This window comes from Martinezella tropici (assembly GCF_008370325.1).
Taxonomy (GTDB): domain Bacteria; phylum Pseudomonadota; class Alphaproteobacteria; order Rhizobiales; family Rhizobiaceae; genus Rhizobium; species Rhizobium tropici_B.
In genome coordinates, this window is the sequence record NZ_VNIP01000003.1 from 271,239 (window position 1) to 283,595 (window position 12,357).

Genomic DNA, 12,357 nt, shown 5'->3' on the forward strand with positions numbered 1-12,357 from the left:
CCAGAACAAGTCGCAACAGCCCAGTATTTAGGCAAAATTCAAAATCGCCCAATATTTCGGCGAATGGCGCTTGCCCGTTTTGCTGCATTGCGTCATAAAGATGCAATGAGCCGTCTCGATCTGACCATTCTTGTGATCGATGAAAACACCATCCGCGCCTCGATCATTGAGGAAGGTCTGCGGGAGGCTGGCCACGCGCGCGTGACCGTTATCCACGAAGTGCAGGGCGTGGCGCGCACGATCGAGACACTTCACCCGGACGTCATCATCATCGATCTCGAAAATCCGAACCGCGACATGATGGAACATCTGTTTCAGCTGACGCGGACAGTGGGCCGGCCGATCGCCATGTTCGTGGACCGCTCCGACACGGCCTCGATCGAGGCGGCCGTCGATGCCGGCGTTTCGGCCTACATCGTCGACGGCCTGAAGAAGGAACGGGTCAAGCCGATCCTCGATATGGCGGTCAGCCGCTTCAACGCCTTCAGCCGGTTGCAGCGCGAACTGGCGGAAGCCAAGTCGGCACTGGAAGAGCGCAAGATCGTCGAGCGCGCCAAGGGCATCCTGATGAAGATGCGCGGACTTTCGGAAGACGAGGCCTTCGCGCTGCTGCGGCAGACGGCCATGAACGAGAAGAAGAAGATGTCCGAGATCGCGCAAAGCGTCGTGACGGCAGCGGGATTGCTGATGTGAGCGCGCTGAGACCAATCTCGTCCGTCACCCGCACAGGGGAGACATCGGAGTGAATATGAGAATGCAGTCAGCCCCTTTCGCCAATGCCCGCAAGGCAGGCGGCAGCAATCCCCCCGCACCGGCGCGGATTGCAAGCGAAGGTCCGCGCATATTGCGTGCGGGCTTCATTCCGCTGGTCGATGCTTCGGTCCTGATCGCGGCCGCGGAATTCGGCTTCGCGCGCAAGGAAGGGATCGCGCTCGACCTCATCAAGGACGTCTCCTGGGCCAATATCCGCGACCGGCTCGCCTTTCGCCAGTTCGACATCGCCCATATGCTCTCGCCCATGCCGGTCGCGGCGATGCTGGGGCTTGGCTCGAACCCCTCGCCGACGATTACGCCATTCTCGCTCGGCAGCGGCGGCAATGCCATCACGCTATCGACACGGCTGTTCGAGCGCATGTGCAGCGACGCCGGCCTTTCCGACCACGCAAGCGCATTGGAAAATTCGCAGGCGCTTGCAACGGTGATCGGCACGATGAAAGCACGCGGCGAGCAGCCGCCGACACTCGGCATGACCTATCCGTTCTCATCGCATAATTACGAGTTCCGCTATTGGCTGGCTGCCGGCGGCATCGATCCCGACCGGGACGTGAAGCTCGTCGTCGTACCGCCGCCGCTGACCTCCGATGCGCTTGCTGCAGGGGCCATAGATGGCTTCTGCGTCGGCGCGCCCTGGAACATGGTCGCCTCCGAGCGCGGCGTCGGCCGCATCGTTGCTGCTAAGCAGGACATATGGCCCTCCGCGCCGGAAAAGGTGATCGGCATGCGCCCGGAATGGGCAGAAAGCCATCCCGAAACCGTTTCCCGCCTCATCGTGGCACTCGATGCGGCAGCGCGCTGGTGCGACGAAGCGGAAAATCACGATGCTCTTGCCGAAGCGCTTGCCGATCAGCGCCATATCGCAGCGCCCGTCGGCATTATCCGCCGCGTGCTCTCGGGCGAGTTTAATCTCGACGCCAAGGGCAATCGCCGGGTGATCGACCGATATTTCAGCTTTCATGCCGGCTTCGCCAATTATCCGCGTCCGAGCAGAGCCCTGTGGATCTTCAGCCAGATGGTGCGCTGGGGGCAAAGCGCGCTTTCCGAGCAAAACATGACGATGGCGGCTTCCGCCTATCGATCGGACCTCTATCGGCTGGCGCTTGGAAACGAGGCCTCGCCTGATGATGCAGATATCCGCATAGAGGGCGATACGGATAGCGATCGCTTCATGGATGGTCACGTTTTCGATCCCACAGACATGGCGAGCTATATCAACGGCTTTGCGGTAAAGACGGTGAACGCGGCGCAATTTTCCACCGACGATATTTAGCCTGCGGCTACGCTGCGCTGCACAGAATAAACGCAGAATTCCGAACCGGACAGTTAGCATCCGCCCAAAACTTTAGCAGCTGCAGCATTCGCACACAAAACAGCCAATGCCCGCAGCCGATGAATTAATTAAATGATTTCATCGCATTAGGAACGATATCAAAAACTGGCACGCGGATTGCTTGGTTAAACACGCTTCGATCAACGGCGATCGAGGCACGCAATGCGCGGAAAACGCGCTCGCAAAGACATCGACGTCGCAAGGTTCCTGCCCCCGAGGACTCACCTCCTGTCCCGGGCCGCATCGACCGAGCGGCGTTTTTTTATGTCCGAATTCCACGCATCACGAGCAAAAAAGGGGAAACTGCAAGTGAAGAAGATCCTGTCCGGTAGTGTTACGCGGCGAAACCTTTTGAAGACATCTGCCACGGCAGCCCTGATCGGCGCCGTCAGGACGGCTTTCCCCTCTGGCGCCTTTGCAGCAACAGCCGGACCCGAAGTGTCGGATGTGAAGCTAGGTTATATTGCGCTGACGGACGCCGCGCCGCTGGTCATTGCCAAGGAAAAAGGCCTGTTCGAAAAACACGGCCTTCCCAACGTCGATGTGGCCAAGCAGGCATCCTGGGGGGCAACCCGCGACAATCTCGTGCTCGGCGGGGCGGCAAACGGCATCGACGGCGCCCATATTCTCTCGCCGCTCCCCTACCTCATGCATACCGGCAAGGTAACGCAGAACAACCAGCCCGTGCCGATGGCGATCCTCGCCCGCCTCAATTACGACAGCCAGGGCATTTCGGTCGCAAAGGAATATGCGGAAACCGGCGTCCAGCTCGATGCATCCAAGCTGAAAGCTGCCTTTGACGCGAAAAAAGCCGCGAGCAAGGAGATCAAGGCAGCCATGACCTTCCCGGGCGGCACGCATGATCTGTGGATCCGCTACTGGCTGGCCGCTGGCGGGATCAATCCCGACAAGGACGTCTCGACCATCGTCGTACCACCGCCGCAGATGGTGGCGAACATGAAGGTCGGCAACATGGACGTCTTCTGCGTCGGCGAACCCTGGAACGAACAGCTCGTCAATCAGGGGATCGGTTTCACGGCCTGCACGACCGGCGAGATCTGGAAGGGCCACCCGGAAAAAGCGCTCGGCATGCGCGCCGACTGGATCGAGAAGAACCCGAACGCCGCCAAGGCCCTGCTGATGGCGGTCATGGAAGCGCAGCAATGGTGCGACAGCATTGATAACAAGGAGGAAATGGCCACCATCCTCGGCAAGCGGCAGTGGTTCAACGTGCCGCCCAAGGACGTGCTCGGCCGCCTCAAGGGCGACATCAACTACGGCAACGGCCGCATCGCCAAGGGCACTGATCTTTACATGAAGTTCTGGAAAGGCGGCGTTTCCTATCCCTATCAGAGCCATGATGCCTGGTTCATCGCCGAGAACATCCGCTGGGGCAAGTTCGCTCCCAATACTGACATCAAGACACTGGTCGGCCAGGTGAACCGCCAGGACATCTGGCGCGATGCCGCCAAGGATCTCGGCGTCGCCGCGTCGGATATTCCCACCTCGACCTCTCGCGGCAAGGAAACCTTCTTCGACGGCAAGGTTTTCGATCCCGAGAACCCCGCTGCCTATCTCGAAAGCCTCTCCATCAAGGTGGCGTCGTGATGCTCGGCACTCTCTCCCAAAAAGGATTCGTTCAATGTCGGTAACCGCCCGCAAACAGCAAGCCGCCGTTGCGCAAGCGCCTGCTCCCGCAAAGAGCCATGTCGTGACATTGGCGGCCCGTCCCACTCGTCGTGTCGACCTGGGCCGAATTGCCGGCTCGGTCCTGCGCAGCGCTCTGCCGCCCCTCGTGGTGCTGGTGCTTCTGCTCGGCATCTGGCAGCTGCTCTGTGGGCAGCCGGGCGCTAGCCTGCCGCCACCTTCCCAGGTCTGGCAGGAGAGCTATGACCTCATCGTCTACCCCTTCTTCTATAACGGACCGCAGGATATCGGACTTGCTTGGCGCGTGCTCGTCTCGCTGCAGCGCGTCGCCTATGGCTTCGGCTTAGCGGCCGTCGCCGGTGTGCTCGTCGGTGCAGTCATCGGACAATCGGTCTGGGCGATGCGCGGCCTCGACCCGATCTTCCAGGTGCTGCGCACCGTGCCGCCGCTTGCATGGCTGCCGCTGTCGCTCGCGGCCTTCCAGAATTCCAACCCTTCGGCGATCTTCGTGATCTTCATCACCTCGATCTGGCCTGTTATCATCAATACGGCGGTCGGCGTGCGCAACATTCCGCAGGACTATCGCAACGTCGCCAAGGTGCTGCGGCTGAACCAGATCGAATTCTTCTTCCGCATCATGGTGCCGGCCGCCGCCCCCTACATCTTCACCGGACTGCGCATCGGCGCCGGGCTTTCCTGGCTTGCGATCGTCGCCGCCGAAATGCTGACCGGCGGTGTCGGCATCGGCTTCTTCATCTGGGACGCGTGGAACTCCTCGCGCCTGCCCGACATCATCGTCGCCCTCGCCTATATCGGCGTCACCGGCTTTGTCCTCGACCGGCTGGTCGCAGGCCTCGGCGCCGTCGTGACCCGCGGCATGACGAGCAACTGAGGAGAAAAGGATGAGCGCCTATCTGAAGCTCGATCATATCGACAAGTATTTCGACCGCGGCGGCCAGCGTGCCGAAGTCCTGAAGGGCATCGAACTCGTCATCGACAAGGGCGAATTCGTGTCGATCATCGGCCATTCCGGCTGTGGCAAGTCGACCCTTTTGAACCTCATTGCCGGCCTGACGCCAGTCTCTTCCGGCGCGGTGCTGCTTGAAAACCGCGAGGTCAACGCGCCGGGTCCGGATCGTGCCGTAGTCTTCCAGAACCATAGCCTGCTGCCCTGGCTCAGCGTCTACGAAAACGTCAACCTCGCCGTCTCGAAGGTGTTTCGCGGCACGAAGACGAAGGCCGAGCGCCATGAATGGGTCATGCGCAATCTCGATCTCGTGCAGATGGCACATGCCAAGGACAAGCGCCCCTCGGAAATCTCGGGCGGCATGAAGCAGCGTGTCGGCATTGCCCGGGCGCTCGCTATGCAGCCCAAGATCCTGCTGCTCGACGAGCCCTTCGGAGCGCTGGACGCCCTCACCCGCGCCCATCTGCAGGATGCGGTGATGGAAATCCATGCCCGCCTCGGCAGTACCATGGTGATGATCACCCATGACGTCGACGAGGCGGTGCTACTGTCCGACCGCATCGTCATGATGACCAACGGTCCAGCAGCGCATATCGGCGATATCCTCGAAGTGCCGATCGCGCGGCCGCGCAACCGCATCGAGCTTGCGTCCGACAGAACCTACCTCAAATGCCGCGAGGCCGTGCTGAAGTTCCTCTACGAACGCCACCGCTTCGTCGAAGCTGCGGAGTGATACCATGACCCAAAAACTCGTCATCATTGGCAATGGCATGGCGCCAGGGCGCATGCTGGAGCACCTGCTGGAAAAAGCGCCGGATCTCTATCAGGTCACGATCTTCAACGCCGAACCGCGCGTCAATTACGACCGCATCATGCTGTCGCCGGTCCTCTCGGGCGAAAAGGACTTTGAGCAGATCATCATCCACGGCGACGGCTGGTACATCAAGCACGGCATCACCCTCTACAAGGGGCACAAGATCGTCGCCATCGACCGGGTGGCAAAGACGGTAACCTCCGATCACGGTGTGACCGAGAGCTACGATAAGCTTGTCATCGCAACCGGCTCCGTGCCCTTCATCATTCCGGTTCCGGGCAAGGAACTGCGTGGGGTCATCACCTATCGCGACCTCGACGACGTGCAGGCGATGCTGCTTGCGGCGCAATCGCGCGAAAAGGCTGCTGTCATCGGCGGCGGCCTGCTCGGTCTGGAAGCGGCTGCCGGCCTCAGCCTGCGTGGTATGGATGTCACCGTTCTCCATGTGCAACCGACGCTGATGGAACGTCAGCTCGATCCGGCCGCCGGCTATCTCCTGCAAAAGGCCGTCGAGGAGCGCGGCATCAAGGTCATCACCAAGGCCAACACCAAGGCGATCGTCGGTGACGGCAAGGTCGAGGGGATCGAACTGGATGACGGCCGCGTGATCCCAGCCACGCTCGTCGTCATGGCCGTCGGCATCCGTCCCAATGTTGGCCTTGCCAAGGAGGCAGGCATTGCCGTCAACCGCGGCATCGTCGTCGACGACGGCATGCAGACCTCGGATGGGAGCATCATGGCGCTCGGCGAATGCGCCGAGGTTGGCGGCATGGTCTATGGCCTCGTCGCGCCGCTCTATGAGATGGCGCGTGTCGCCGCCTCGCATTTGGCGGGTGACGCGAGTGCCGCCTTCGTGCATTCGGACACGCCGACGAAGCTGAAAGTCACGGGCATCGATTTGTTTTCGCTCGGCGACTTCGCCGATGGCGACGACCGCGAGGAGATCGTTCTGCGCGACGCGGCAGCCGGTGTTTACAAGCGGCTGGTGCTGAAGGACAACAAGATCATCGGCACCGTGCTTTACGGCGAGACGGCCGACGGCGCCTGGTTCAACGATCTGAAGAAGAAGGCGACCGATATCTCGCAGATGCGCGAAACCCTGATCTTCGGCCAGGCCTATCAGGGAGGGTCACCGCTGGACCCTATGGCGGCCGTTGCAGCCTTGCCGGATGATGCGGAAATCTGCGGCTGCAACGGCGTCTGCAAGGGCAAGATCACCTCGACGATCACGGCCAGGGGGCTGACCTCACTCGATGACGTGCGCGCTCACACGAAAGCATCGGCCTCCTGCGGCTCCTGCACCGGCCTCGTCGAACAGCTGATGGCGATCACGCTTGGCGACAGCTACAATCCCGCCGCCGTCCAGCCGATGTGCACCTGCACCGAGCTCGGCCATGACGATGTCCGAAGGCTGATAAAAGCCAAGGGCCTGAAGACCATTCCTGCTGTCATGCAGGAGCTTGAATGGAAAACGTCCTGCGGCTGCGCCAAGTGCCGCCCTGCTCTGAATTATTACCTCGTCTGCGACTGGCCGGACGAATATGCCGATGACTATCAGTCGCGCTTCATCAATGAGCGTGTTCACGCCAACATCCAGAAGGACGGCACCTATTCCGTCGTGCCGCGCATGTGGGGTGGCGTCACCAGTTCGAACGAGCTGCGTGCGATCGCCGACGTCGTCGACAAGTTCGAAATCCCGATGGTGAAGGTGACCGGCGGTCAGCGCATCGACTTGCTTGGCGTGGAGAAGGAGGATCTGCCCGCCGTCTGGGCCGACCTCGGCAAGGCTGGCTTCATCTCCGGCCAGGCCTATGCCAAGGGCCTGCGCACGGTGAAGACCTGCGTCGGCTCCGACTGGTGCCGCTTCGGCACGCAGGATTCGACCGGCCTCGGCATCCGCATCGAAAAATTCATGTGGGGCTCATGGACGCCGGCAAAGCTCAAGATGGCGGTCTCCGGCTGTCCACGAAACTGCGCCGAGGCGACCTGCAAGGATATCGGCGTCATCTGCGTCGACAGCGGCTTCGAAATCCATTTCGCCGGTGCGGCCGGTCTCGACATCAAGGGCACGGAAGTACTCGGCCTCGTCAAGACGGAAGACGAGGCGCTCGAACACATCGTGGCGCTGACGCAGATGTACCGCGAGCAGGCCCGCTATCTCGAACGTATCTACAAATGGGCCAAGCGCATCGGCCTCGACGAAATCCGCCGCCAGATCATGGCCGATGCCGAAAAGCGCAAGGCCTACTACGAGCGCTTCGTCTTCAGCCAGAAATTCGCACAGGTCGACCCCTGGTCTGAGCGTGTCTCCGGCAAGGATAAGCACGAGTTCAAGCCGATGGCGACAGTCGGCTTCCCGCAGGCCGCCGAGTGAGGAGATGGATATGACGACCTGGCCAAAGGAAACCTGGCATGCAATTGGTGATATCTCCGACATTCCGCTGCGTGGCGCCCGTTGCGTGAAAACCCCGCAGGGCAAGATTGCCGTATTCCGCACGGCCGAAAATGAGGTCTTCGCCATCGAGGATCATTGCCCGCACAAGGGTGGCCCGCTCTCCCAGGGCATCGTTCACGGGACGGCCGTCACCTGCCCGCTGCACAACTGGGTGATCTCGCTCGAAACCGGCAAGGCGCTTGGAGCCGATCAGGGCGAGGTACGAACCATTCCCGTCCGCAACGAGGACGGCGCGCTCTTCATCGCGCTCGAAAGCCTGATGATGGGGGCGGAGTGAAGATGTTCGGAAGAAGTTACCCTCCTCTGTCAGCTACGCTGACATCTCCCCCACAAGGGGGGAGATTGGTCGGAGCAAGAGGCCGTCTTCGTCGAGCCAAGACAAAGGGATCGGTGACAGTGACACCAAATGATCTCCCCCCTTGTGGGGGAGATGTCCCGCAGAGACAGAGGGGGGTCTTCTCCCACGCTCAAAGTTTCATGGAAACAATCCATGTCCATTGAAACCAAAACCACCTGCCCCTATTGCGGCGTCGGCTGCGGCGTCATTGCCAGGGTCGACGAAGACGGCAAGGTCTCCGTCAAAGGCGATCCTGACCACCCTTCCAACTTCGGACGCCTCTGCTCGAAGGGCTCCGCCCTAGCCGAAACGATCGATCTCGATGGTCGCCTGCTCCATCCGGAAATTGCCGGCCAAAGGGCAAGCTGGGACGAGGCGCTTGATCTGGTCGCGAAACGCCTCAGTGAGACGATTGCCGAGCATGGGCCTGATTCCGTTGCCTTCTATGTCTCCGGTCAGTTGCTGACGGAGGATTATTATGTCGCCAACAAGCTGATGAAGGGCTTCATCGGCTCGGGCAATATCGACACGAACTCGCGGCTCTGCATGTCATCCTCGGTCGCCGGTCATCGCCGCGCCTTCGGCTCGGATACGGTGCCGGGAACCTACGAAGATATCGAGCTTGCCGATCTTGTCGTCCTCACCGGCTCCAATCTCGCCTGGTGCCACCCGGTCATCTACCAGCGGCTCGCGGCAGCAAAGGCGGCACGGCCGACGATGAAGATCGTCGTCATCGACCCGCGCCGGACCATGACCTGCGATATCGCCGATCTGCATCTGGCGATCCGGCCGGACGGCGACGTCGCCCTTTTTCTGGGCCTTTTCGAGCATCTGATCACAAGCAATAGCATCGATCAGAACTACATCGCCGAGCACACAGGCGGATTTGCCGAGGCCTTCGCCGCCGCCAACTCCCTGTCGTTCAACCGGGCGCTTGACCTGACCGGCCTGCCCGCAATGCAGCTGCGCGAGTTCTACCGGCTGTTTGCCCAAACCGAGAAGGTCGTCACCTGCTACAGCCAGGGCGTCAACCAATCCTCATCCGGTACCGACAAGGTCAACGCCATCATCAATTGCCACCTCGCGACCGGCCGTATCGGCCGGCCGGGCATGGGACCGTTCTCGCTGACCGGCCAGCCGAACGCCATGGGCGGCCGCGAGGTCGGCGGGCTTGCCAACATGCTGGCCGCTCACATGGCGATCGAGAGCGCTGAGGATCGAGGCCGGGTGCAGCGCTTCTGGCAATCGCCCCGAATTGCCGCCAGGCCGGGATTGAAGGCGGTCGACATGTTCCGCGCCGTCGCAGACGGTCGCATCAAGGCGCTGTGGATCATGGCGACGAACCCGGTCGTCTCCATGCCGGACGCCGATGCCGTCGAAGCGGCCATCAAGGTATGTCCCTTCGTCGTCGTCTCCGACATCCTGCGCGAGACGGACACGACGCGGCATGCGCATGTGCTGCTGCCTTCGCTGGGCTGGGGCGAAAAGGACGGCACCGTCACCAATTCCGAACGGCGAATCTCCAGGCAGCGCCAGTTTCTGGCAGCACCAGGCGAAACCAGACCCGACTGGTGGCAAATGGCGGAGGTCGGTAGCCGCATGGGATTTTCCCAAGCTTTCTCCTTTCGAACGAATGCGGAGATTTTCGCCGAGCATGCGGGCCTCTCCGGCTACAAAAACCAGGGCAGCCGCGACTTCGACATCGGCGCTTATGAAGTAATGGCGGAGAAGGAGTATGACGCGCTCCAGCCTTTCCGGTGGCCCCAGCCGGCTGGCGCGGCTCCGAGGTTGACGCGCTTCTTCGCAAATGGCGGGTTTTATCATCCCGATCGCAAGGCGCGCTTCGTCGCCATCGAGCCGCCGGTGAGCGATCGAACCGATAGCCGCTTTCCGCTCATCCTCAATACCGGGCGCGTTCGCGATCACTGGCACACGATGACGCGCACTGGCAAAAGCGCGCGGCTGTCAGCTCATATTGCCGAACCTTTTGCAGAAATACATCCACGCGATGCGATCGAGATCGGCGTCGCCGAGGCCGGCCTGGTCGAAATCGAAAGCCCGCATGGCAAGGTGATCGTCCGCGCTCTGGTGACGGAACGGCAGGCGCGCGGCAGCCTGTTCGTGCCGATGCATTGGAACGATAGTTTCGCTGCCAAAGCCCGCATCGACGCGGTGGTCGCCCCCGTCACGGATCCGGTCTCCGGCCAGCCAGCCTCGAAGAATGTCGCAGTCCGCGCCCGGCGCTTTCAGGCCTCGCATTATTGCTTCGCAGTCTCCGCAGCAAAGCCGCGCGACCTCGACAGTGCCTATTGGGCGCTTGCCAAAGCAGATGGCGGCTGGCGGACGGAACTTGCATTCGATCTGGCGCCCGACGACTGGATCGGCTGGTGCCGCGCGACATTCGACATACCTGCCGATCTCGAGCCGCTCGGCTATGCCGATCAAGCCTCTGGCGACCTGCGTCTTGCCTTCTTCGATGGCGAGCGGCTGCTTGCGGCTCTCTTCGTCGGGCGGCAGCCTGTCGCGGTGGCCCGAAACTGGGCGATCGCCCAGCTTTCGGCATCGCATGGCAATCTCAGCAAGCGGTTTGCGCTCATCGCAGGCAGACCGGGAGCCGATACCATCGACGCCGGCGCGACGGTCTGTTCCTGCTTCAGTGTCGGCGTCAATCAGATCGTCGCCGCCATTCGCGGCGGTTGCCATAGCGTGGATGCCGTCGGCAAGGAGCTCAATGCCGGAACCAATTGCGGCTCCTGCCGCGCCGAGATCCGCACCATCATCGACGGCTGTCTTGCTGCGGCGGCCGAATAATCGCCCCGTCTTGAGATCCCGCGAGCACGATCATTCGTCATAAACTTTAGTTCCGCCTCAAGCCGAGGGGTGCTAGAACTACTAAAAATAGACTCATGATTTCGCTTTCTTTTATACTCGGGGGAGGATGGGAGCGGATGGAGGTTGCAGGCCAGACGGTTCAACTCAGCTACGGTGTCGAGCCTGGCATACGTTTCGCGGTTCTTCTCGACGGCAATGGCGGCTGTCGCGAGATCGGCGCTGCCGGCCTGCAGAGCTGGAAGCCGGCCGATGGCATCCTCTGGGTCCATCTGGAGCGTAATCATGATGCCGCGGCAGCATGGGTAATCAGCAGTGGCGGCTTTGATCCGCTCGTCGCGGATGCACTGCTGGAAGACGAATCCCGCCCGCGCGTGGAGCCGGTTGACGACGGCCTGCTGATCATCCTTCGCGGCGTATGCGCCGCTCCTCCTGAGGACGTCGAAGGCGCCGCCGAGGAACTGGATCTGGTGCCCATTCATGCCTGGGTGGACGAGAACCGTGTCGTGACGCTTCGTGACAGCGGACATTACATCACGGCCCTTCGCGATATTCGCCAGGCACTGGGAAAGGGCAAAGGGCCGAAGCGCACCGGCGAGCTGCTGGCGCTCGTCAGCGACAAGCTCGTCAGGGATCTCGAACCCGTGCTCGACCAGATGGACGAAGAAGTGGACGAGCTGGATGAGCTGATCTTCCATGGCGAAGCCGCCGAGGTCCGCGAGCGCCTGAAGCTGCTTCGCCGGCGGGCCGTGCAGCTGCGACGTTATCTTTCGCCGCAGCGCGATGCCCTCACCCGCATCGAACACGACGACGCTCCCTGGCTTGCCGAGCGCGACAAACTCCGAATGCGCGAGGTCATCGACAAGCTGATGCGCTGCATCGAATATCTCGACGCAATCCGCGACCGGACAAGTATTCTGCACGACGACCTTTCCACCGTCATTAGCGAGCGTATCGCCCGCAACTCAAACCGGCTTGCAGCGCTTGCTGCGCTCCTCCTGCCCCCGAGTGTCGTTGCCGGGCTTTTCGGCATGAATGTCGGCGGCATTCCGGGCGTCAACGACACCTGGGCGTTCGTCATCATCGTCGCTTTGGTCGCCATCACCTCCATCATCACTCTTTATGTGCTGAAGCGCATCAATTGGCTGTGACTGCGGCGGAACCGTCGATGTCTTTGCGGCGTTCTCCGTCAATTCCCGTG

Annotated in this window: 9 protein-coding genes; all 9 read left to right on the plus strand. The window is 61.5% G+C overall.

The annotated features are described in order from the left end of the window. Window positions 1-105 precede the first annotated feature (105 nt). Window positions 106-693, plus strand: a complete 588-nt coding sequence (locus FP026_RS04165; RefSeq protein WP_149633361.1) for an ANTAR domain-containing response regulator — start codon at window positions 106-108, stop codon at window positions 691-693. 61 nt (window positions 694-754) lie between these two features. Next, a complete protein-coding gene (locus FP026_RS04170; protein WP_188112488.1) occupies window positions 755-2,047 on the plus strand; it encodes a CmpA/NrtA family ABC transporter substrate-binding protein in 1,293 nt (430 codons plus the stop codon). 369 nt (window positions 2,048-2,416) lie between these two features. Then, on the plus strand, window positions 2,417-3,715 hold the full coding sequence (locus FP026_RS04175; protein WP_149633363.1) for a CmpA/NrtA family ABC transporter substrate-binding protein: 1,299 nt from the start codon (window positions 2,417-2,419) through the stop codon (window positions 3,713-3,715). A gap of 34 nt (window positions 3,716-3,749) precedes the next feature. Further along, the gene (gene ntrB / locus FP026_RS04180; protein WP_149633364.1) at window positions 3,750-4,646 is read left to right on the plus strand and encodes a nitrate ABC transporter permease; all 897 of its coding nucleotides are present in this window, start codon (window positions 3,750-3,752) and stop codon (window positions 4,644-4,646) included. Between the two features lie 10 nt (window positions 4,647-4,656). Beyond that, window positions 4,657-5,454 (plus strand): ABC transporter ATP-binding protein, encoded by a 798-nt coding sequence (locus FP026_RS04185; RefSeq protein ID WP_149633365.1) that lies wholly within the window; start codon window positions 4,657-4,659, stop codon window positions 5,452-5,454. 4 nt (window positions 5,455-5,458) lie between these two features. After that, the gene (nirB, locus tag FP026_RS04190; protein WP_149633366.1) at window positions 5,459-7,909 is read left to right on the plus strand and encodes a nitrite reductase large subunit NirB; all 2,451 of its coding nucleotides are present in this window, start codon (window positions 5,459-5,461) and stop codon (window positions 7,907-7,909) included. Window positions 7,910-7,919: 10 nt separating this feature from the next. Beyond that, window positions 7,920-8,267, plus strand: coding sequence for a nitrite reductase small subunit NirD (gene nirD / locus FP026_RS04195; protein ID WP_149633367.1), 348 nt, complete (start codon window positions 7,920-7,922; stop codon window positions 8,265-8,267). Window positions 8,268-8,480: 213 nt separating this feature from the next. Beyond that, window positions 8,481-11,138, plus strand: coding sequence for a nitrate reductase (locus FP026_RS04200; protein WP_149633368.1), 2,658 nt, complete (start codon window positions 8,481-8,483; stop codon window positions 11,136-11,138). A 137-nt stretch (window positions 11,139-11,275) separates the two neighbouring features. Further along, window positions 11,276-12,307, plus strand: coding sequence for a CorA family divalent cation transporter (locus FP026_RS04205; RefSeq protein ID WP_149633369.1), 1,032 nt, complete (start codon window positions 11,276-11,278; stop codon window positions 12,305-12,307). The last annotated feature ends 50 nt before the right edge of the window (window positions 12,308-12,357 follow it).

What these genes read in the sequence shown, in the direction of transcription:
- nirB (WP_149633366.1), top strand. Translation starts at nt 5,459, where the DNA reads ATGACCCAAAAACTCGTCATCATTGGCAATGGCATGGCGCCAGGGCGC.
- FP026_RS04205 (WP_149633369.1), top strand. Translation starts at nt 11,276, where the DNA reads ATGGAGGTTGCAGGCCAGACGGTTCAACTCAGCTACGGTGTCGAGCCT.
- FP026_RS04185 (WP_149633365.1), top strand. Translation starts at nt 4,657, where the DNA reads ATGAGCGCCTATCTGAAGCTCGATCATATCGACAAGTATTTCGACCGC.
- FP026_RS04170 (WP_188112488.1), top strand. Translation starts at nt 755, where the DNA reads ATGCAGTCAGCCCCTTTCGCCAATGCCCGCAAGGCAGGCGGCAGCAAT.
- FP026_RS04165 (WP_149633361.1), top strand. Translation starts at nt 106, where the DNA reads ATGAGCCGTCTCGATCTGACCATTCTTGTGATCGATGAAAACACCATC.
- nirD (WP_149633367.1), top strand. Translation starts at nt 7,920, where the DNA reads ATGACGACCTGGCCAAAGGAAACCTGGCATGCAATTGGTGATATCTCC.
- FP026_RS04200 (WP_149633368.1), top strand. Translation starts at nt 8,481, where the DNA reads ATGTCCATTGAAACCAAAACCACCTGCCCCTATTGCGGCGTCGGCTGC.
- ntrB (WP_149633364.1), top strand. Translation starts at nt 3,750, where the DNA reads ATGTCGGTAACCGCCCGCAAACAGCAAGCCGCCGTTGCGCAAGCGCCT.